21 protein-coding genes are annotated in these 20,175 nt (G+C 48.4%); 15 read left to right on the top strand and 6 right to left on the bottom strand.

The genetic code is table 11. The annotated features are described in order from the left end of the window. Positions 1–6 precede the first annotated feature (6 nt). The 5 genes from LC508_RS23260 (at position 7) to LC508_RS23280 (ending at position 4,363) form a co-directional block, all read left to right on the top strand. Positions 7–249: a hypothetical protein gene (locus LC508_RS23260; protein WP_033139281.1), complete on the top strand. Its 243-nt coding sequence runs from the start codon at positions 7–9 to the stop codon at positions 247–249. 37 nt (positions 250–286) lie between these two features. Next, a protein-coding gene (gene prfB, locus LC508_RS23265; RefSeq protein WP_103731364.1) for a peptide chain release factor 2 occupies positions 287–1,409 on the top strand; the annotation gives its coding sequence in 2 pieces (ribosomal slippage) (positions 287–361 and positions 363–1,409; 1,122 coding nt in all). A 74-nt stretch (positions 1,410–1,483) separates the two neighbouring features. After that, on the top strand, positions 1,484–1,927 hold the full coding sequence (locus LC508_RS23270; RefSeq protein WP_033139279.1) for an ACT domain-containing protein: 444 nt from the start codon (positions 1,484–1,486) through the stop codon (positions 1,925–1,927). 4 nt (positions 1,928–1,931) lie between these two features. Further along, positions 1,932–3,149 (top strand): homoserine dehydrogenase, encoded by a 1,218-nt coding sequence (locus LC508_RS23275; RefSeq protein WP_033139278.1) that lies wholly within the window; start codon positions 1,932–1,934, stop codon positions 3,147–3,149. An 11-nt stretch (positions 3,150–3,160) separates the two neighbouring features. Beyond that, positions 3,161–4,363, top strand: a complete 1,203-nt coding sequence (locus LC508_RS23280) for a cofactor-independent phosphoglycerate mutase (RefSeq protein ID WP_103731363.1) — start codon at positions 3,161–3,163, stop codon at positions 4,361–4,363. Positions 4,364–4,455: 92 nt separating this feature from the next. Here LC508_RS23280 and LC508_RS23285 read toward each other — a convergent pair whose 3' ends face one another. The 4 genes from LC508_RS23285 to LC508_RS23300 form a co-directional block, all read right to left on the bottom strand. Beyond that, positions 4,456–5,202, bottom strand: a complete 747-nt coding sequence (locus tag LC508_RS23285) for an ABC transporter permease (RefSeq protein ID WP_103731362.1) — start codon at positions 5,200–5,202, stop codon at positions 4,456–4,458. Next, positions 5,199–6,050, bottom strand: a complete 852-nt coding sequence (locus LC508_RS23290) for an ABC transporter ATP-binding protein (RefSeq protein WP_054350681.1) — start codon at positions 6,048–6,050, stop codon at positions 5,199–5,201. Before LC508_RS23290 ends, LC508_RS23285 begins: the two co-directional genes overlap by 4 nt. A 131-nt stretch (positions 6,051–6,181) precedes the next feature. Beyond that, complete coding sequence (locus LC508_RS23295; RefSeq protein ID WP_033139273.1) at positions 6,182–6,919, bottom strand: LytR/AlgR family response regulator transcription factor; 738 nt, start codon at positions 6,917–6,919, stop codon at positions 6,182–6,184. After that, positions 6,916–8,253 carry a sensor histidine kinase gene (locus LC508_RS23300; protein ID WP_103731361.1) on the bottom strand — a complete coding sequence of 446 codons (1,338 nt, stop codon included), beginning with the start codon at positions 8,251–8,253 and terminating at the stop codon, positions 6,916–6,918. The genes LC508_RS23295 and LC508_RS23300 overlap by 4 nt, the downstream gene beginning before the upstream one ends. 188 nt (positions 8,254–8,441) lie before the next feature. Between LC508_RS23300 and LC508_RS23305 the strand changes: the two genes are divergently transcribed. The 8 genes from LC508_RS23305 (at position 8,442) to LC508_RS23340 (ending at position 16,976) form a co-directional block, all read left to right on the top strand. Next, positions 8,442–9,113 (top strand): response regulator transcription factor, encoded by a 672-nt coding sequence (locus LC508_RS23305; protein ID WP_033139272.1) that lies wholly within the window; start codon positions 8,442–8,444, stop codon positions 9,111–9,113. After that, a complete protein-coding gene (locus tag LC508_RS23310) occupies positions 9,110–10,486 on the top strand; it encodes a sensor histidine kinase (RefSeq protein WP_054350685.1) in 1,377 nt (458 codons plus the stop codon). The genes LC508_RS23305 and LC508_RS23310 overlap by 4 nt, the downstream gene beginning before the upstream one ends. Positions 10,487–10,725: 239 nt before the next feature. Further along, a complete protein-coding gene (locus LC508_RS23315) occupies positions 10,726–12,195 on the top strand; it encodes a DUF6034 family protein (RefSeq protein ID WP_033141538.1) in 1,470 nt (489 codons plus the stop codon). Further along, on the top strand, positions 12,195–13,085 hold the full coding sequence (locus LC508_RS23320; RefSeq protein ID WP_103731182.1) for a hypothetical protein: 891 nt from the start codon (positions 12,195–12,197) through the stop codon (positions 13,083–13,085). Before LC508_RS23315 ends, LC508_RS23320 begins: the two co-directional genes overlap by 1 nt. Before the next feature lie 2 nt (positions 13,086–13,087). Continuing rightward, the gene (locus tag LC508_RS23325) at positions 13,088–13,810 is read left to right on the top strand and encodes a hypothetical protein (protein ID WP_103731183.1); all 723 of its coding nucleotides are present in this window, start codon (positions 13,088–13,090) and stop codon (positions 13,808–13,810) included. Further along, entirely contained in the window at positions 13,788–14,480 is a 693-nt protein-coding gene (locus LC508_RS23330) for an ATP-binding cassette domain-containing protein (RefSeq protein WP_033141536.1), read from the top strand. The genes LC508_RS23325 and LC508_RS23330 overlap by 23 nt, the downstream gene beginning before the upstream one ends. Further along, complete coding sequence (locus LC508_RS23335; protein WP_103731184.1) at positions 14,474–16,219, top strand: COG1361 family protein; 1,746 nt, start codon at positions 14,474–14,476, stop codon at positions 16,217–16,219. Before LC508_RS23330 ends, LC508_RS23335 begins: the two co-directional genes overlap by 7 nt. A gap of 16 nt (positions 16,220–16,235) precedes the next feature. Then, entirely contained in the window at positions 16,236–16,976 is a 741-nt protein-coding gene (locus LC508_RS23340; RefSeq protein WP_054350693.1) for a hypothetical protein, read from the top strand. A gap of 226 nt (positions 16,977–17,202) precedes the next feature. Here LC508_RS23340 and LC508_RS23345 read toward each other — a convergent pair whose 3' ends face one another. Then, on the bottom strand, positions 17,203–17,976 hold the full coding sequence (locus LC508_RS23345; RefSeq protein ID WP_103731185.1) for a DUF975 family protein: 774 nt from the start codon (positions 17,974–17,976) through the stop codon (positions 17,203–17,205). Positions 17,977–18,079: 103 nt separating this feature from the next. On the opposite strand from LC508_RS23345, the gene LC508_RS23350 reads away from it, so the two are divergent. Next, on the top strand, positions 18,080–18,511 hold the full coding sequence (locus tag LC508_RS23350) for a DUF2752 domain-containing protein (protein ID WP_054350695.1): 432 nt from the start codon (positions 18,080–18,082) through the stop codon (positions 18,509–18,511). A gap of 92 nt (positions 18,512–18,603) precedes the next feature. On the opposite strand, the gene LC508_RS23355 is transcribed toward LC508_RS23350, so the two are convergent. Next, a complete protein-coding gene (locus LC508_RS23355; protein WP_052099484.1) occupies positions 18,604–19,179 on the bottom strand; it encodes a DUF4190 domain-containing protein in 576 nt (191 codons plus the stop codon). A gap of 232 nt (positions 19,180–19,411) precedes the next feature. Between LC508_RS23355 and LC508_RS23360 the strand changes: the two genes are divergently transcribed. Next, positions 19,412–20,125 carry a helix-turn-helix domain-containing protein gene (locus LC508_RS23360; protein ID WP_081960352.1) on the top strand — a complete coding sequence of 238 codons (714 nt, stop codon included), beginning with the start codon at positions 19,412–19,414 and terminating at the stop codon, positions 20,123–20,125. Positions 20,126–20,175: the final 50 nt, after the last annotated feature.

The following is a 20,175-nucleotide window of genomic DNA, read 5'->3' on the forward strand; positions in this document are numbered from 1 at the left end:
GAGAAAATGGGACAGATGGTGGATTTCACCATGGAGCGCGAGGGTCTGGTAAAACCCGGCGACCGCGTAGAGCTGAAGGAAGACAGGGCCAGCACCATGTCGGGTATGATGTATTATTATACCATCAAGGATGCCATTGCCATGTCCAGCAATCTGAAACGGCCGCTCACAAAGCTTGCAGGCACTGTGCGCAGGGTCGAACAGCAGGTATCCATTTACATGGTGACTGTGGAGATCGACGAAGAATAAAATATAAAAAAATATTCACAGAAAGAGGTGAAGCTAAATGGTAGAATTAGACCAGTTCAAATATACTTTGAACAACTACACAGGACCATTAGTGGAAGTGAGGGATTCACTTTAACCTGGCTAATAAGGAAAAGCGGGTTGAAGAATTAGAGAGGGAAATGGAGGCACCGGATTTCTGGGATAACCCGGAGCGGTCCCAGAAGATGATGAAGGAGCTGAGCACCCTCAAAGAAGATATAGAGATTTATAACAAGCTCCAGAACCAGAAGGAAGAGATCGAGCTGATGATAGAGATGGGATACGAGGAGAACGATGCCTCTGTCATCCCTGATATCCAGGAAATGCTGGATGAATTTATCACAGACTTTGAAAATATCCGTGTGAAAACACTGCTGTCCGGAGAATATGACAAGGACAATGCTATTGTCACCCTTCACGCAGGTGCAGGCGGAACCGAGTCCTGTGACTGGGCCAGCATGCTGTACCGTATGTATATGAAGTGGGCTGACCGTCACGGTTTCAGTACAGAAGTGCTGGACTATTTGGACGGCGACGAGGCCGGGATCAAGTCCGTAACCTTCCAGGTCAACGGCGAAAATGCTTACGGTTATTTGAAGTCCGAGAAGGGCGTACACCGCCTTGTCCGTATCTCACCCTTCAATGCGGCGGGAAAACGGCAGACTTCCTTTGTGTCCTGCGATGTGATGCCGGATATTGAGGAGGATGTGGACGTTGAGATCAAGGATGATGATCTGAGGATAGACACCTACCGCTCCAGCGGTGCAGGCGGACAGCATATCAATAAGACCTCTTCCGCCATACGAATCACCCACCTTCCCACAGGAATCGTGGTGCAGTGCCAGAATGAGCGGTCACAGTTCCAGAATAAAGACAAGGCTATGCAGATGCTGAAAGCAAAGCTGTATCTCCTGAAGCAGCAGGAGCAGGAACAGAAGCTCTCTGGCATCCAGGGTGAACTGTCTGATATCGGCTGGGGCAGCCAGATCCGTTCCTATGTCATGCAGCCGTACACCATGGTAAAAGACCACCGTACAAACGAGGAATCCGGCAATGTGGATGCGGTTATGAATGGTGCCATTGATAACTTTATCAATGCTTATTTGAAGTGGATTGCCTTGGGAAATAAGAAAAACAGTTGATAAAATTGCCTGAATGTGCTAATATCTTTTGGAGACATACAAATGTATTTCAAGAACAAACAAAGGGGAAGAAAATGTCGGACAATAAAAGGTATTTTGTAGTAACAGAAAAAGCAGTGCCGGAAGTCCTCCTGAAAGTAGTGGAAGCCAAGAAACTACTGGAATCCAAGAGGTCTGTTACGGTGCAGGAAGCAGTGGAAGCTGTGGGTATCAGCAGAAGTTCCTTTTATAAATATAAGGATGATATCTTTCCTTTTAAAGAGAAAACCAAAGGACAGAACATTACATTCATACTTCAGATGGATGACGAACCCGGGCTGCTCTCTGCGGTCCTGAAGACCATTGCCCAGTATCACGGCAACATTCTGACCGTTCACCAGAGTATTCCGATCAACGGGATTGCCAGTCTGACCATCAGCGTGGAAATCCTGCCCACACAGGGGGATGCGGAGACCATGGTGGATGAAATAGAGCACATTGAGGGCGTACATTATCTGAAAATCTTAGGCAGGGAGTAGAAGCATGATACAGATAGCAGTATTAGGATACGGAACCGTAGGTTCAGGAGTAGTGGAAGTTATCAACACCAATCATGAGAGCATCAACAAAAAGGCCGGCGAGGAGATCAACATCAAATACGTGCTGGATCTCAGAGAATTCCCGGGGGACCCGGTGGAAGATGTTCTTGTGCATGATTATGAGACGATCATCAATGACCCGGAAGTACAGATCATCGTTGAGGTTATGGGAGGCGTGGAGCCTGCTTATACCTTTACAAAGCGTGCGCTGGAGGCAGGAAAATGTGTCTGCACCTCCAACAAGGAGCTGGTTGCAAGACACGGACTGGAGCTTCTGGAAATCGCCAGAGAAAAGGACATCAACTATTTGTTTGAGGCAAGCTGCGGCGGCGGGATCCCCATTATCCGTCCACTGAACTCTTCTCTGACAGCGGACGAGATTGACGAGATTTCCGGTATTTTAAATGGAACCACCAACTATATCCTCACCAAAATGGCAGAGGAGAATGCTGACTTTGAGGATGTGCTGAAAGAAGCGCAGGAGAAAGGCTATGCAGAGCGCAATCCGGAAGCGGATGTGGAAGGCTATGACGCCTGCAGGAAGATTGCGATTCTCTCCTCACTGGCATTCGGATGCCATGTGGATTACGAGGACATTTATACAGAGGGAATCACCAGAATCACTGTGGAGGATGTAAAATATGCCAAAGGTCTTGGTATGAGCATCAAGCTTCTGGCAACCAGCAAGAGGGAAGACGGCAGATTCTATGCCATGGTAAGCCCGGTGCTTGTAGGCCAGGACAGTCCGCTCTACAGCGTAAACGGTGTATTCAACGCCATCTTCATACACGGCAATGTGCTGGGTGACGCCATGTTCTACGGCAGCGGCGCAGGCAAGCTCCCCACTGCAAGTGCAGTGGTGGGCGATGTGGTTGACTGTGCAAAGCATCTGCACAGAAATATCATGATGAGCTGGAGCAGCAAACGTCTGGAACTGATGGACATCAAGGATGTGGAGCATCCCTTCTTTGTCCGCATCAAGGGCAGCATGACAGGCGATATCGGCAGCGTGGAAGAAGTATTCGGAAAAGTGAAGACTGTGGGCGTGCCTGACGTTGCAGGTGAATTCGGTTTTGTCACGGCTCCCATGAGCGAGGCGGAATTCGAAGAAAAGGCTGCCGGGCTTCCGGATATCATCACAAGAATCCGTATGCGTGCATAGAGGTGTTAAAAATGAAATACGTTTTAATATTAGGTGACGGTATGGCAGATGAGCCCCTGGAGGAACTGGGTGGCAGGACACCTCTGGCCTATGCCAATACTCCGGCAATGGATGAACTGGCATCCATGTCGGAGATCGGTATGGTGAAAACCGTACCGGAGGGCATGAATCCCGGAAGTGATACAGCTAACCTGTCAGTTCTGGGCTATGACCCGAAAGTATATTATTCAGGACGTTCTCCTCTGGAGGCGCTGAATATCGGTGTGGATATGAAGGACGGGGATGTTGCTATCCGTGCCAACATTGTCACAGTCTCCGAGGAAGAGGAGAACTACGAGGACAAGAGGATATTAGACCACAGCTCCGATGAGATCAGCACAGAGGATGCCGCAGTGTTACTGGAAGCGGTAAAAAAAGAACTGCAGAATGAGATTTTCCAGTTCTATGTGGGAACCAGCTACCGCCACTGCCTGATCTGGGCAAAAGGCGATGTGGTGCCTCTGACACCGCCCCATGATATCCGCGGAAAAGAGATCAAAGAGTACCTGCCAAAAGAGCAGCAGCTTCTGGATATGCAGAAAAAGAGTTACGAGATCCTGGCCCGTCACCCGCTCAATGAAGAGCGGAGGAAAAAAGGCCTGAATCCGGCAAACAGCCTGTGGTTCTGGGGTGCAGGAACAAAACCTGCTTTGTCTCCCTTTGAGGAGAAATTCCACAAAAAGGGCGCCATGATCTCTGCGGTTGACCTGCTGAAGGGAATCGCTGTGGGCACGGATATGTACAACATAACCGTGGAAGGTGCCAACGGCGGCCTGCATACCAATTATGAAGGAAAAGCCCAGGCGGCTGTGGACGCACTGCTGAAAGAGGGATATGATTTTGCATATATCCATGTGGAGGCTCCCGATGAGATGGGCCATCAGGGCAGTGTGGAAAAGAAAATAAAAGCAATCGAATACCTGGATGCAAGAGTGATCGCCCCGGTAAAAGCAGCGCTGGATGCTTCCGGCGAGGATTACCGCATGTTGATCCTCCCGGACCATCCGACACCAATCTGTGTGAAGACACATACATCGAACCCGGTTCCTTATCTTCTGTATGACAGCCGGAGACAAGAGTCTCATGACTGGAAATATAATGAAGAAGAGGCCATGGCGGGGGGAAAACTGGTGGAAAAAGGGCATGAGCTGATGGGTTATTTGCTTGAGGTGTAGAGGATTGTAAATGAGCAGAATGGATAACACCATTTCAGATAAGAAACGGCCTGCCGGATATTTTCCGTCAGGCCGTTTCCTGTTGTATAAATTTAATCCCTTTCAAACCCATTCCTTCTGTAACATACCACAAATAACCCAACAGCCAGCACAGCCTCCACCACCATGATCACAACACTCCCCGCCTGCAGCACACTGCCTTTATCAGCGGCAATATCCATGATCATATCCATAAGTATCCCGGTAAAGAAGAATTTGGAAATGGTGGACAGAATTTCAATAAAATTGGAGAACATGGGAACCATCATGAGTACCAGCAGGACCGGTGTGGTGATCGTACCCGCACTCACCTGGTTTTTGGCAAAAATACCAAGCAGCATACCGATGATACAACTGATCAGAGAAGATAAGATCGTCACCACGGAATACAGCACCAGGTTTTTACCGCTGATAATATAACCGCTGACCGGCATCAGCACATAGTTCAGAATGACGGTTGCCGTGAACACGGGCAGGATGCAGCCGATGAAATACTCCATTCCGTTTACAGAGGAGGTCATCAGGACCCGGAGTGTTTTCTTTTCCTTTTCCTCGGCCAGCAGCAGGCTGGTACAATATATGCCGCACATACCGATGTTCATCACCAGTCCCATGCTCAGCGCATAGGCATTCATGGAGTCGGCAGAGGAGCCTCCGTTTGCCATCTTTCCATAGAGGATACGCATCAGCAATGTGAAGCCCAGTGCGAATAACGGCATGATGATGCAGTTTTTTCCCATAAATGCCTTTGTCTTTACCTGGGCAATGGCCATGATCTTGTTCATATGTAAAGTCTTCATGATAACTCCCTCCCTGTGACATTTAAGAATACGCTTTCCAGTGTCGGCTCGCAGGAGTGCAGTGTTTCCACCTGGTTCTCTGTCATCCAATTATGGATCCGGCCTATGTTCTCTTGGTTCTGTTCCAGCAGATGTTCCGTTCCGTCATGCAGCCGCACTGCGTATTTTTTGATTTTATTATGTTTGAGGCAGATGTCTTTCGGCGTGCCGTATTCTACGATAACGCCTTCGTTCAGCAGTGCCACATGGTCACACATTTTTGTGGCTTCCTCCATATTGTGGGTGGTCAGGAAAATAGCCATGCCCTGTCTTTTTAATTCCAGCAGCATTTTATGTATCTCTATGGCTGTGGACGGGTCCAGGCCTGAGGTGGGTTCATCCAGAAACAGTACCCTGGGGCTGTGCAGCACGGCTCTTGCCAGAACAAGACGCTGGGTCTGGCCTTTAGAAAGCTTGCCTGCAGGCTTGTTTTTCTGTTCGTACAGGCCAACCTGTCTGAGCACTTCGTCAATCCTATCCTTTTTTACTCTCAGTATTTTTGCGAAATACTCCAGATTTTTATAGACTGTCAGATATTCATAGATTCCGCTGTTGTCTGTGACGATTCCAATCTGTTCGTAAATGGTTTCATCGATGTCTCTGGAATTGATCCCCAAGATATAGGCTTCGCCGGAGGTCTGTTTTAACTGTCCGGTGATGATTTTTATGGTGGTGGTTTTGCCGGCACCGCTGGGTCCGAGAAATCCCAGGATTTCGCCTTCGTGCAGCCTGGCATCAATGTTTTTCAGCACAGGTTCTGTTTTATACTTTTTTGAAATGTGTTCCAGTCTGATATATTCTCTACTCATATGGGTTCCTCCTTGTTTTCTGTTCCGAGAATATCATTTCCGGGGGAGGATTTGTCCTTTCCTTCCTAAATGGTATCCGCTGCTTCCCAAACGGCAGAACTGTGCTGATTCCGCAAAAAAAGAACGCACGATCAATTCATGCGTCCCAGTAATTTTGACTTTTCTTTTCTTGATACTGCGCAGATCTCTCCGCCCACTGTGACAGTATTGTGCCGCAGGTCTACCTTCTCGATTTTATCGATTGCCACCAGGTAAGAGCGGTGGATTTTCATAAACCTGTCATCCAGCTCTTTTTCAATATCGCTCAGACTTCCCAAAAACTCCATTCGTTCATGCTTTCCATGCAGAATCACAAAATGCGGTTTGGAGGAAGTTTCAAAGAAATAAATATCCTTAAGCGGAACATGCCGGATGGTATCGCCTGTCTTAAAGGTATAGTATTCCACCGGGTCAGCTTTTTCTTTTACAAGGCGGCTCTGGATGGAGGACAGGCAGCGGGCAATGGAGGCGGAAAGCCCGTCTGTCATGTCTTTTACAATATAGTCAAAGGCCTCCACATGATACTGAAAGGTCTTGTAAGCCAGATCACCGAAGCTTGTGATATAGATAATGGTGCCATTGGGGTCAAGCTCCCGAATCTTCTTTCCGAGAAGAAAACCGTCATATTCCGGATGCTTCAAATCCACATCTAGAAAGTAAATATTTCGTTTGTCCTGCATCTGTCTCAGTTCCTCCAGCAGGACAACCGGACTGTCGCAGCTTTGTGCTATCTGCATGTCATACTGCATGATGAGTATTTGGTTCTCAATATGTCTGGCTATCTCCTTACGGATTCTATCGTCATCATCGCATAACAATATCTGAATCATGAATGATATCCTCCAATTCTGATCTCCTGGTAAAAACGTCCGCTTTTGCAGAATGCGGCGCAGCTCACATTCTGATACGGCTGTGTGATCTCCTGATAACTGTAAAGTCCCAGTCCACGGCCTTTTCCTTTTGTGGAATATCCTTTTTGAGAAATACGGTTCATGTCAATCTCCCCGGATATTGGGTTGCTGATAAGGAAAACCACCTGGTGATTCTGGGCGGTGAGTATGATGTCAATGTCCCCGCGGGTTTCTTTCACCGCTTCTATGGCATTGTCAGTCAGAATGCCCACACAGCGCAGAAGATCCTGGAGTTTCATGTGGCAGCTTCTGACAGGATACAGAACCTCCACATGGCAGGGAATGTTAAGAGCGTGCATCTGGGAGATTTTTGTCATGAGCAGGCTTTTTAATTCTATGATTTCAATATTCATCATCTGGTTGGCAGACTGTATTTTGGCACCAATGCTCTGATCAAATTCGTCCAGCATGTTGTGCATATACCGCTCCAGCGCCTCTGTTTTTCCCTCTTTTATGTCAAGATACATGCCTGACATCATATTTTTAAAATCGTGGCGGTACAGGCGCACATCTTTCTGGATTTCCTCTAAGTTCTGAATATAGGCGGTCTGCTGGGCAATGATGCTCTGCTGTGCCTTTTCATTTTCATCATGAATGATGTTTTTGGTAAGATAGCGGAAAAATGCGGCGGACAAAAACAGCAGACCAAGTCCCACAACCGCCAGCGTGTTGTTATAATCCAGATGAAGGATTGAAAATATAAGAAGAATATGCGGCGAACCGGACAGAAGGAATCCGATCAGCGCTGCCATAACGCAGTACCGTTTCTTTTTCAGGCAGCGTTCAATGAAGGAACAGGCATCTATTTTCGTGATTATTTTTCCTATAAAATAGGTGAAGATAATCAGCAGTGTGATGGAGATGCACTGGTTTTCCAGGGAACCCAGTGCGTACTGCTTCGGAATGAAAAAGAAAGTGATCAGATACGTCTGGTAGTAAATAAAATATGCAAAGGTCCCGGCAATGGCCGTTTTCGCAATATTGCGCTCAATGACCAGATAAATGGAGATCAGATTGAACAGCAACGCTGTCATATCCAGGAAATAAGACAATATTGTGATCGGTATAAAAGTAAAGATCTGTCCGGCAGCCCCAAGATAAACCATGGGGGAAACAAGCAGGTCCAGGATGAGAGCAGCAAGCAGAAGCTTTGGCCAGGGGACTCTGCGCCCGAGTATTCTGCAGCTCAGATAATGGATGACAACCTCCGTAAAATAGCTGGCTGCAGTGTAAATCATGATTGCGTATATCATATGTATGTTCCTTATATAATTATTTGCTTATCCAGATTCAAGTATATCTGTCAAGATTCAAAGCGTCAATATGTTTTTTATTCTGCTGTCTAGGCCCCTTCCCTGCCCATTTGCCAAACAGCGGATTTTGTTATATACAAACCTTGTGGTATACTATAAATATACATAACAAGACACGGAGGATAGCCATGAGATCCAAAATATTAGTTGTAGAAGACGAGGCGGCGATCAACGATTTGATCTGCCTGAGCCTGGAAACCGCGGGATATGAAACGGTATCCTTCCGGGATGGAGGGAAGGCCGGAGTGTTTCTGGAGGATTGCCATGCAGAAGACTGCGATCTGGCACTGCTGGATATCATGTTGCCGGGAAGGGATGGGTTTGAACTTCTGCCCCTCTGCAGACAGAGAAAAATACCGGTTATCTTTCTCACTGCCAAGGGGGAGATAAACAATAAAGTGAAGGGCCTGAGAGAAGGTGCCGAGGATTACATAGTAAAGCCCTTTGAAATCCTGGAACTGCTGGTGAGAATAGAAAAGATCCTGGAGCGCTGCCACAAGAAGGAGGATGAGATCCATATGGGCGGTGTGATCATCTATCCCAGGGAGCGCAGAGTGGTAAGGGACGGCGGGGAAGTAGTCTTAAAACCTATGGAGTTTGACTGTATGATGCTGTTTGTGAAAAATAAAAACATTGCGCTTACCAGGGATCAGATACTGAATGAGCTGTGGGGCATCCGTTTTGAAGGGGAGACCAGGACCGTGGATGTCCATGTGGCCAGAATCCGCAAAAAACTGGGGTGGCAGGATATCATCAGGACAGTTCCCAGAATCGGTTACCGGCTGGAGGTGACAGAGTGAAGATTCGGACAAAAATCTGTCTGGTCTGTGTGGCTGCCATGCTGGTTATGTCTCAGTGTTACTCTGCATTTATGCTCCATGTCTCTTTGAAGACTCAGCTTGCGCAGATTTATGCGTATGAGAGCAATACGTTTCATAACAAGCTGAAAGAACTGGATACCCGTATGCGGAATTTTGGTATTGCTGAGACGGACACTGAGATACAGGAGAAAATCATGCAGGATGGCATCAGGCACTATCTGGGACTGGAATATGCGGTTTACCGGGACGGAGAGGAAATATACAACCCCACGCCATATGATTTCGGGAAAAACGGCGACAGCTATCCCTCCTATTATGAAGTACAGATAGACGGGCGCTATCTTTTGATCATGGGCAGCACATACGATCCCGGTGGGGAAAATACCTACGACATTTGGCATTTTAATGATGTGACAGGCATCCATGAAAACAGTTGGAAAATGTTTCTGAAAGGACTGGCAGCCGCATTTCTTTTCACCGCTGTTATTGCGGCGGGCATGGTGTTGGTCATCCGTGTCATTCTGCATCCTCTGTACAGTCTGAGAGATTCGGCAAATGAAATCGCGGGAGGAAATTACGCGTTCCGTATACCAATAAAAAAGATGGATGAGGTGGGGGAGATCAGCGGGAATTTCAACCGCATGGCAGAGAAAATTGAGGAGCATGTGGAGACATTATCCGATACCAATGAGAAACAGAGGCAGCTTCTCGGCAGCCTGGCGCATGAGCTGAAGACGCCCATGACGGCGATCATCGGATATTCTGACATTCTCCTGAAAATGAGCCTTTCGGAACAACAGAAGGAAAAAGCCCTGCAGTATATCGGAAGTGAATCCAGACGTCTGTCCAGGCTCTCCGCCAAAATGCTGGAACTTACAGGTCTGTATGAGGAGGAGCCCGAAAGTCTGGAAATGAGGCATACATCTGTAAAAGTGCTGCTGGAACGGGCAGAAGCTCTCATATCCTTCCGCCTGCAGGAGAGGGGACAGATATTGGAAATCCGCCTGGCAGATGATGCACTGTGTCATGATATGGATGAAGATCTGATGACCAGCCTTCTTCTGAATTTGCTGGACAATGCCTGCAAGGCATCTGATGAGGGACAGAAAATATATCTGGAAGCGGACAGCCGGGGAATCTATGTGAGTGACTGCGGTATCGGCATTCCCGAGGAGGAGCTGACAAAAGTAGAGGATGCCTTTTATATGGTGGACAAATCAAGAGCCAGGGCGTCAGGAGGTTCCGGCCTGGGACTTGCCCTCTGCAGAAGGATCGCAGAGCTGCACCATGCGGAAATGAGGATAGAGAGCAGGCAGGGAGAAGGGACAAAAGTCAGCATTTTGTGGAAATAAGCAGAGATTGTAACTATTCAGCCAGCTGAATCGTTACGGGTATTCGCCCATTAAAAATCGCTTCGCGATGGGGCGAATACCTGCCGCCACTACTCTTTTGCACGGTCAGCGCAGTAAATGCGCAGACCTGACTGAACAGTTACCAGAGATTTACAAATTGGTTACAAATCGGCGCGGTTTTTTTACATGAAGCAGGTTAATATGGAGTTAGGAAGCAGAGACAAGCAGGAGGAATGACAATGAAGAAATCTAAAGTCTGCATATTGACTGGTATAACAGCCGGGGCTTTGCTGCTGACCGGCTGTCGGGAAACACCCGATTCTGTGATCGTAAAACAAAAGGGCGAAAAGGCAATTGAGAAATACGAAGAAGAGAAAACAGATACATCTTCCGGCGAAGCATCCCGGAATATCAGGGAAAAACTGAGTGTGCCGGAAACCTTCAGTGAGGACATAACAGCGGAGGACGGAAAGATCATCATCCATACCGATGCTGCGGTGGAACTGCCGGACACCACAGGATTTTCCACTGTGGAAGTAAAGGCTGTGCCGCTGACACAGGAGTTCATGGATACCATTACAAACGGCCTGTTCCCTGAGAAGAAAATGTATGAACCGGAATACTATTACGGAATGACAAAAGAATACTACCAAAACAAGATCAATGAAGTGAGGGCCCTTATGGCGCAGGACAGCGCAGAGTCGGAATCCGGGGAGGCACTCACACAGGAAGATCTGCAGCAAATGCTGGAAGAATACGAAGCTGCATATGCGGAGGCACCTAAGAGCCTGGAAAAAAAGGAGACGGCCCCTCTGCTGACCGAGAACGGCACGGGAGACCCCAGGTTCAGCGGTGTTGCGGAGGATGAAAATGGACGGCCGTACAGTTATTTTGTCAAAGCCTCAGCGGACGAACCGGTCAGTGTACAGGTCAAATATCTTGGAGATACAGAAAACGCATCTGACCAGGCATTATGGAGCGATTATACACCTGCGTCTCAGTATGTCCCGGAGGAGCTGGGAACAGAGGAGAAAATAAAATCCGCTGTGGGTATTTCCTATGAGGAGGCAAAGAAGACCGCAGACGAAAAAGCTGCGTCCATAGGCATTTCGGATATGTCCGCTGACGCATGGGATTATGCCATATGCCGTGATATAGAAAGAAGTGACGAGGTTATCAAAACAGGGTTTGTATTTTATTATACAAGGAAGATAGACGGCTGCCCTGTTACCTATACAAGTGCGATCGGGGGAGGCCTTGAGGATATGGACAGCACCATTGAGCCCTGGACATATGAACATCTGAGTATTGTCATCTCTAAGGAGGGACTGGAGGAACTGTCATATGGCAGCCCCTATGAACTGGGGGAGGTGCAGGTGGAAAATGTAAAGCTGCTGGACTTTGAGGAGATTGCGCAGATCTACTCCCAGATGATGCAGTATAAATTATCAGGGGAACTGGAGGGCGGATACATAAAATCCTGTAAAGTGAATGTGAACAGGGTAACACTGGGATATTCCAGAATCTACAGCCCGACCCAGGATAACCGAAGCGGTGTGCTGGTCCCTGTGTGGGATTTCTTTGGCAATTATGAGAGGACACTGAATGAGGGGGAGGGCCCGGCAGATACGGATACGGAGCGATACAACAGTCTTCTCACTATAAACGCTGTGGACGGTACTGTGATAGACAGGGGACTGGGGTACTGATGAGAGACTTGGGGAAAATAAAAGCAATGGTGCGTTTTCATTTTCTTGGTTTCTGGAAAAATCCACGGATTCTTATCACCTTTCTTTTAGCTGTGGTACTGTGCTTTTTGCTCAGTGACCGGGTACTTCGGGTGGCAGCGCATTTTGAGACAACCATGCAGGGAGCGGAGCCGTTCATATGGACGTTCGGAGACGGTACAAATGTACTTCTGGCCTCTCTGCTGCTGATTTTAATGTTTTCCGATGTTCCGAAGCTGAGCCCGGTGACTCCCTTCTATCTGTCCAGAATGAAACGGATGCAGTGGATGATATCCCAGTTTCTCTATATTGCAGCGGGAACTGCCCTGTATGTGGCATTCATTATGTTCGTAACCGTCATTCTGTGCCAGAAATACACCTATCCGGGAAATGTATGGAGTGAGACAGCAGTGAGAATCGCATATTCCGGGCTGGGAGATTCCCTGGGAATCCCTGCAAGCGTGAAGGCCATGGAGAGCATTACTCCATATGGATGTATGCTGCAGACTGTCTGTCTTATGCTCCTCTATTCCTGGACCCTCTGCTTTCTCATGCTGGCAGTCAATATAAGGTTCGGCAGATCACGGGGAATGTTTGCGGGAATATTCTACAGTCTGTACGGATTTCTTCTGGAACCGGAGACCATTGCGGGTATACTGGGGCTGGAGAAGCAGCAGCGCTACAAGGTCAATATTCTGGCAGGCTGGATAAGTCCCTTAAATCACGCGACCTATCCGGGGCATACGTTCGGCTATGATAATCTGCCCTCTGTCTTCCAGTCCGGTGCGCTGTTCCTGGCCTTTCTGGTCCTGTTATTTCTGCTGGCTGGCAGGGCGCTGAAAAGCTATAATTTTACTTTTATGGGGTACTGAATATGGATGGGAAACGTATGATAGGGCGCAGAACCACCTGGCTGGCTGTGATCCTGGGCGTTATGGGACTGGTCATAGGGACGAAATTCCCTGAGTTTGACAGTCCTCTGACAGGTGGGAGCTGGTATAAAATGGCGGAGAAAGCCCTTACCTCTAAAACTGTGGTCTTTTTTGTGCCCATAGTGGCGGTTCTGCCGTATGGGGATGTATGGATTGGGGAGAAAACGTCAGGTTTTCTGCGGTTCTATGTGACCCGGAAAGGGAAAAAGGAATATACGGCTGACAGGCTGTTTACAACTATACTCAGCAGCTGTTTTGCATGGACATCAGCGATTGCTGTAACGCTGCTGTTTTATTTTGCGCTTTTTTATCCCATGGAGGTGAAATCTGAGTGGAAATGGGTGATGTTTCTTCCGCTTCTTCAGTCCGCGGCAAGACTGCTTCTGGTGGCTGCTGTACTGGCGGATCTGAGCGGAATCATGGCGGTTGTGTCCGGCTCTGTGTATATGGCATATGGGATTCCGTTTGCAGGATATTACCTTCTGACGATTCTTCATGAACGTTATCTGGAAAGTGTCTATGTCATAGACCCACAGTCCTGGATCAAGGGGGCAGGGGATTGGGGAAAGGACAGTATGGGGATCTGGCTGTTTTTAATATTGCTGGTGTTTCTTACAGCGGCATTGTATGGAGGACTGTTATATGGCAGATGCAGAGAACTCTGATTATGTAGTGATAGACCGGGTGACAAAGAGATTCGGTGAGGAAATGGTTCTGAAGGAGACGACCATGACGATGAAGCGGGGAAAGGTGTACGGGATCGTAGGAAATAACGGTTCCGGCAAGACTGTACTCATGAAATGTATCTGCGGCTTTCTGCCTGTCACATCGGGGAGCATTTGTGTGGGGCAGAAATATATAGGAAGAGATACGGATTTTCCCGAAAGTCTGGGTCTGATCATTGAGACACCCGGATTTCTGACAGAGTATACGGGGAGAAAGAATCTGGAAATTCTGGCTGATCTGAAACGCAAAGTCTCCGGAAAGGGCATTCGGGAGTGCCTGCAGAAGGTAGGGCTTGACCCGGATCTGAAAAAGCCTGTGTCGAAATATTCCCTGGGTATGCGGCAGAGACTGGGGATAGCACAGGCAATAATGGAAAATCCGGAATTTCTGATTCTGGATGAGCCGTTTAACGGTTTGGATAAAAAGGGGACGGCTGATATCAGGGCCATACTGCTGGAGTTGAAAAAACAGGGCAAAACAATTTTGCTGGCAAGTCATAACAGTATGGATATTGATATTTTATGCGACGAAGTCTATGAGATGGATGCAGGTGTCCTCCGGCGTGTGCGGGGAGGAAAAGAGAAAAATGGGGAGGTGTGCGTATGTTAAAGAGAATACGGAAATCGGCAGTGTTTCTGCTCACTTTCTGTATGATGCTGCAGAACAGCCGGACAGCATACGCCGGGACGGATCAAACTGCGCCGGAGCCGGCGCGGCAAATAGAGCAGAAAGGACAATCAGGCTCGGACGGTCAGGAGAGCCAGTCATCCCAGGAGGACCGGTTATCCCAGGAGGGTCAATCATCCCAAGGGGGTCAATCATCCCAAGAGGGTCAGTCGTCCCAAGAGGGGCAGTCATCCCAGGAGGGTCAGTCGTCCCAGGAGAGTCAGTCATCCCAGCAAGGCCACCCGGCCCAACAGGTTCATCTGGGAATAGACAACACCCATGTATATGCAGGCATGGAACATTCATATGGCGAAGGATACGTCCCAACCGAAGCAGACAATAAAATAAGCCTTGTTGTTCCCTTCACTGCTGACGGTGCCCTCAAAGACAATACCCTGACAGTGACTGTCGGATTTAAAGAAACAAAAGAGACGCCATTTCAATTAAAGAATTATCAGGCAGATGTTAAACTGCAGACCGTCACCTTCAAAGAGGAACAGGCAGATGTCTACCTCTACACAGTGGATTTATTCCTGCAGGAGGAACGGCATGCAGGCCAGTACCCTGTCAGTGTGCAGGCACGGGGGATTGACGGTGAAGGAAATCAGGTCACTCTGGAATATGTGATATTTACGAATGTAACAGGAGCCGGAAGAAATCAGCAGGATAAAGAACATCCGGAAGATCCGGAAAACCAGGAGACTCCGGAGGCAGAAACCGGCGGAGAAGGCAAAATACTGCCGCCTGAAGTCGGTGGAGATACCATGGCACCTTCCGCAGGGAACGGAGAGGAATCTGTAGTACATCAGCCCAAATTCATCCTGGAAGAGAGCAGCCTTGACGGTATCGTTTTAGATGCCGGCAGCAGCCGGGAGATGCAGGTTACTTTCCGCAACAAAAGCAGCGAATTTGCTGCCTGCAACGTGAAAGTTTCTCTGGCAGCCGAAGGGGAGGAAAGTAATCTGACCTTTGGCCGTACATCCGAATATTTTGAAAAAGTACAGCCCGGCAAAGCTATCACATTTACAGAGGAACTCCGGATACAGACAAATGCCCCCCAGGGAAATGTGCCGGTGAAGTTCTCTTTTGAGTATGAAGATGAAAAAGGAACTGCCTACATGGGTACGGAATCTCTTGTACTGCAGATAAGGCAGCCCGCCAGGGTGTCGCTGTCCAACTGCAGCATTCCCTCCAGTGTATATTCCACAGATACCATTTCCACGGACATGCAGATTCTGAACCTGGGAAAAGCTCCTGTATATAATGTAAGAGTTTCGGCAAAGGGGGCCGGGATTTTCGCGCTGCAGACGTTTTATGCAGGTACTCTGGAGGCAGGACAGAGCATACAGGGCAGCATGGAACTCTATGCAGGGGCAAAAAATATGGAATCCATCAACGATACACTCGCGGGAACAGATGAGGAAAAGTACGGGAAAGTAGACGGAGCCCTGGTACTTGCGTACGAGGATGTATACGGCCAGACCTACAGCCAGGAGGTAAACTATAAAACAGAGATACAGCCGCCCAAAATTCTCAGCCTGAAACCGGAGAAAAAAGAACAGGAGACGAATCAATGGTGGGTATCTGTCCTTGTATTGGCCGGTGCGGGCCTGCTGGGCATTCTTTTGATTCAGACATTAAGGATCAGAGGGCTGAAAAAGAACAATCTCAATACACATTAGAAGGGCAGGGAATCCGGTGAAAAGCAGTAAATTACAGGGGAGTATTTTTAAAATAAAGATTATGGCTTTTGCCGGCATTCTGCTGCTGATCTGGTGCGGATACCGGCTGATAAAGACAGGCTTGGAGGAGCAGCAGGATTATGAATTTCTTGCAGTCAGCGAAGAGCAGGAGATACCGCAGGAATTTTTAGAAGAGCTGGCAGAGAGAAGAGGCGTGACAGTTGTTTCCGCAGTGTTGGATGTGCCTGTCCGTTTAGAGATAGAGGGATACCGGATGGAGGTGACAGCAGAAGCCGTGGATATGGAGACGTTTCCGCTTCACATTGAGGAATGCCTGACCGGGCTGGAGACCGGAAGTAAAATACCTGTCTTTTTCACTGCCCGGAGTCTGGATAACCTGACGGACAGATATTCCTATGCCATTACAAAAAGCAGAAAAAAAGAACTGCAGAACCGTGCGCTTGGAATGACTGTCTGTATAGCCGGAGCCGCTGCCGGCCCGGTGAAAGATGCTGCTTCAGACAGCAGCGGTAATACCGAACAGAACCGGCAGGTCCCCGCAGGGACGGAAGGAATCCTGGCCGCCCGTGTCAGGGGAGAGGATGGGCAGATCTATCTTTCTTATGAGAGCGGCAGGAAGCTTCTGGAAGCGGAAGGGCAGAATGTCCAGGTGAAAAAGGTTTACATAAAACTACACGGAAAATCAGCGGCGGACGCCCTCAAAAACAGTCTGCTAAGTGCCGGACTCAGAATGTGACACACAGCCTGCCGAAAGCAGTTTTCAAACATTTTCCAATCTAAAAAAAGCGTGAGACCACAACCAGGATCTCACGCTTTTGTCCGTGTACCGAATATAACCATCCATGCAGACAACACTGCCTACAGGCAAAAATTGCTGTTCAGAGAATAAATTTGATAAATATTGCTATCTTCCGAAATCAGCGGTATGATATATACCATAAGCCCGCCTGTCTGCAGAGAGCCTAATAGCGCCCAAAAGGATTGCTGAAGCTGTCATTTGGCTGTGGGGCAGGTTCCGGTCTGGGAGCATCCAGTTCTCCGGTCACATCCATGTAGAATACAGTACCGGCGGCCCTCATATATGGTGTCAGCCACAGAAATCCCACATAGCAGGAGAGCACACACAGCAGCATAAGAGGAATGAAGCTTAAGTCCATGCAGAGAAGGCGTCCTTTGTTTCCCTTCATAAGCCGCAGGCTTTCCTTCATTGCCTCCATGGCACTCATCTCGGTGTTGTCCAGGAGCAGATAGTCTGCAAGGCCGAAGAACAGGCCCAGTATCATGTTCACAACCATATTCGCCAGACTGCCGAATAGCATAAGGAGCAGAACCCCGTTGTCAGACATATTCTTATTCAGATAATTCGGAAGGTCAAAGGGCAGGGCAAAGATAAACTGTATCACCAGAAGGATCAGATGTACGATGATAAAACGGTCAGGGTGATGGGAGAAGGCAAAGAACAGGTCCTTCACCGCGAACGGCTCCTGACGGCTGATATTGAGCATCAGCTTGGCATAACCCGCGCCCACAACCGCTACCAGCAGGGAGACCATATAGTTCAGGAGCTGTGTAGTCACGATCCCCAGAACGGTGGCAGTGCTCATGGTGTTCACGATCAGCATGGAAGGCAGAAGACTGCACAGAACCATCAGAAGCAGTGCAGCCATGGGAGTGCCGTATCTTCCGGAGAGATTTTCACGGGCGATAAGCTTTATAGCAGCAGAATTTCTTTTCATAAAATAAAATCTCCATTCTTTCGTATTTAAGGAAATGGCCGGCTGTTCCGGCACGTTGTCATGACTATTATAACATAACTAAACGAGGTTACAAGAGGGTAAAATGGAACCGCGAATGAGTAAAAAAGAAGAAAAAAGCCTCTATATCCTGGGATGGATGCTGCTCGCAGCAGCAGTACTTCTTCTGGGGATCACAAAGGGTTTACATATGCAGATGAAAATCTTTTCCCTTCCCTGCGTCTTTCGGGAGCTGACAGGTTACTGCTGTCCGGGCTGCGGGGGCACCAGGGCCTGTGCTGCCCTTCTGCAGGGAAAGATCGTGAAATCCTTTCTCTGCCATCCTGTGGTGCTGTACACGGCTGTCATCTATGGCTGGTACATGATCACACATACAATAGAATATCTGACCAGGGGAAAGCTGGCGGCGGGGATGCGGTACCGCGACCTGTATCTCTATTTAGCAGCCGCCATCATACTGATACAGTGGGTAGTGCGGAATCTCCTGAAACTGATATGGGGAATTGATATCCTGTAGTAACTGTGAAGGTACGGAACAGTTACATATTGTAAAAGCGTCCGGCATCGGAGCAGGCTCCGGTCAGACGCTTTTTCATGCAAACAATTTCATCAGATAAAATTATCACCCTCATCCGGTGCCGGATAATAGTGATCCTGGTCCCCGCCGGAATCAGGCAGGTCTTCTCCACCGTAGGGGGAAGTGCTGTTATCATAAGAACCGCCGCCCGGATTGGTGTTGCGGTACAGATAATCCTGCAGGAAGTTATAAATGTCATCCTCTGTATACTGCTCCGGATGAGTCAGTATATGCAGATACTGGCTGACAAAAGTGCGCCCTTCCACAGTGGAAAGCATGGTGGACGCAAAGAAAAGTATAATGGCAGCCACAATAGCAATTCCGGCGGAGGAAAGCGCCATACCGGCCTTCGCATTACCGGGACGTGCATACGTGCCCTTAGATATCACACCGAATAAAATGCCAAGTCCTCCGAACAGAAGTGCCAGAGGCGGAAAACAGCACATGGATACCAGGGAGAGGATTCCCATGGAGAGGGAGGCGGAGGCAAAACCGGGACTGCCTTGATAGATATGCTCTGCCGGCGGTTCCGGGTAGATGACCGGCCCCTGTGAGGGTTCCTGTCCGTATCCCATCTGCTGGTTATTTTCGTCATAAGGATTATTCATATAGTCAAACCTCATTTCATGTATTTTCAATTGTATCATTACATTTTTCTCGTTTGTCAAACTACATTCTATCACGGATAGGAGAATTGGGCAAGACTGGGTTATTGTACACAGCTGCTGGAAAATATAAGCGGTAGTCACAAATAGGATATAAAAGGGCAGGATAAAACACTTTACAATTGAACATGGAACTATCCGATGCGCGATATGTAAAGTGAGGAATGGATGAACCATGAGCAGTGCTTATGATAAATTGTTAAATCGGTTGAATGCGTACAGGAAAATGCAGAACATGAGCCAGGAGAGCATGGGCAGTGTCATGGGAATTACGCAGAGTCATTACAGCAAGGTGGAGAACGGAAAGAAGATCATCTCCGGTGAGGAGCTGCATAATCTGGATATGAACGGCATTGATGTAGATTACCTGGTCTCCGGTATAAAAAGTCCACGCACAGTCCTGGATGATTTGATGGAAGCCTGCGGCAGGGAGAAAAAGGCGGAGCTGCTTCAACTTATCGTGTGGACCATACAGCAGGGAATGGAAAACGCACAGATCGGAGGAAGTGCGGCGGTGCGCTGCACCAGGGAAATTGAGCTTCTGAGGTATCAGGTCTTCCCCCACACTTCAGAACATACGGTTTGGTACAGAATCCGCATGGCAAATGAAATGACCCAGGGCGAGATGGCAGAGGCGCTGGATGTGAGCGTGAAGCGCTACAGGGAGATCGAAAAAGGAAATACCAGGGCAAGCGCCGAGGTGGTGGCTGCGCTCTATGAGAACCTGGGCTACCTGCCGTCCATTATACTGGAGGAGGACGTGGTCAACCTGTCCAGCCTGAACCTTATATGGGAAGAATTTGAAGAAGAACTGCAGAAGGAACTGGAGGCATTTATCCGGAAGGGATGCGGCCTGTGGGAATGCAGACCGGGCGGGAGATCGAAATAGATCCTCCGCCTTTTTTTATATGCTGCTGCTCCTTCCGTATCCGGAAGCGC

Origin of the sequence: Blautia parvula (assembly GCF_020215665.1) — a bacterium.
GTDB classification, from domain to species: domain Bacteria; phylum Bacillota; class Clostridia; order Lachnospirales; family Lachnospiraceae; genus Blautia; species Blautia celeris.

Bases quoted from the DNA above. Each gene is read 5' to 3' on its own strand.
- LC508_RS23350 (WP_054350695.1), top strand. From the start codon at position 18,080: ATGGAACCGCGAATGAGTAAAAAAGAAGAAAAAAGCCTCTATATCCTG.
- LC508_RS23320 (WP_103731182.1), top strand. From the start codon at position 12,195: ATGAGAGACTTGGGGAAAATAAAAGCAATGGTGCGTTTTCATTTTCTT.
- LC508_RS23260 (WP_033139281.1), top strand. From the start codon at position 7: ATGGGACAGATGGTGGATTTCACCATGGAGCGCGAGGGTCTGGTAAAA.
- LC508_RS23290 (WP_054350681.1), bottom strand. From the start codon at position 6,050: ATGAGTAGAGAATATATCAGACTGGAACACATTTCAAAAAAGTATAAA.
- LC508_RS23330 (WP_033141536.1), top strand. From the start codon at position 13,788: ATGGCAGATGCAGAGAACTCTGATTATGTAGTGATAGACCGGGTGACA.
- LC508_RS23285 (WP_103731362.1), bottom strand. From the start codon at position 5,202: ATGAAGACTTTACATATGAACAAGATCATGGCCATTGCCCAGGTAAAG.
- LC508_RS23335 (WP_103731184.1), top strand. From the start codon at position 14,474: ATGTTAAAGAGAATACGGAAATCGGCAGTGTTTCTGCTCACTTTCTGT.
- LC508_RS23295 (WP_033139273.1), bottom strand. From the start codon at position 6,919: ATGATTCAGATATTGTTATGCGATGATGACGATAGAATCCGTAAGGAG.
- LC508_RS23300 (WP_103731361.1), bottom strand. From the start codon at position 8,253: ATGATATACGCAATCATGATTTACACTGCAGCCAGCTATTTTACGGAG.
- LC508_RS23270 (WP_033139279.1), top strand. From the start codon at position 1,484: ATGTCGGACAATAAAAGGTATTTTGTAGTAACAGAAAAAGCAGTGCCG.
- LC508_RS23275 (WP_033139278.1), top strand. From the start codon at position 1,932: ATGATACAGATAGCAGTATTAGGATACGGAACCGTAGGTTCAGGAGTA.
- LC508_RS23355 (WP_052099484.1), bottom strand. From the start codon at position 19,179: ATGAATAATCCTTATGACGAAAATAACCAGCAGATGGGATACGGACAG.
- LC508_RS23305 (WP_033139272.1), top strand. From the start codon at position 8,442: ATGAGATCCAAAATATTAGTTGTAGAAGACGAGGCGGCGATCAACGAT.
- LC508_RS23315 (WP_033141538.1), top strand. From the start codon at position 10,726: ATGAAGAAATCTAAAGTCTGCATATTGACTGGTATAACAGCCGGGGCT.
- LC508_RS23325 (WP_103731183.1), top strand. From the start codon at position 13,088: ATGGATGGGAAACGTATGATAGGGCGCAGAACCACCTGGCTGGCTGTG.
- LC508_RS23280 (WP_103731363.1), top strand. From the start codon at position 3,161: ATGAAATACGTTTTAATATTAGGTGACGGTATGGCAGATGAGCCCCTG.
- LC508_RS23360 (WP_081960352.1), top strand. From the start codon at position 19,412: ATGAGCAGTGCTTATGATAAATTGTTAAATCGGTTGAATGCGTACAGG.
- LC508_RS23345 (WP_103731185.1), bottom strand. From the start codon at position 17,976: ATGAAAAGAAATTCTGCTGCTATAAAGCTTATCGCCCGTGAAAATCTC.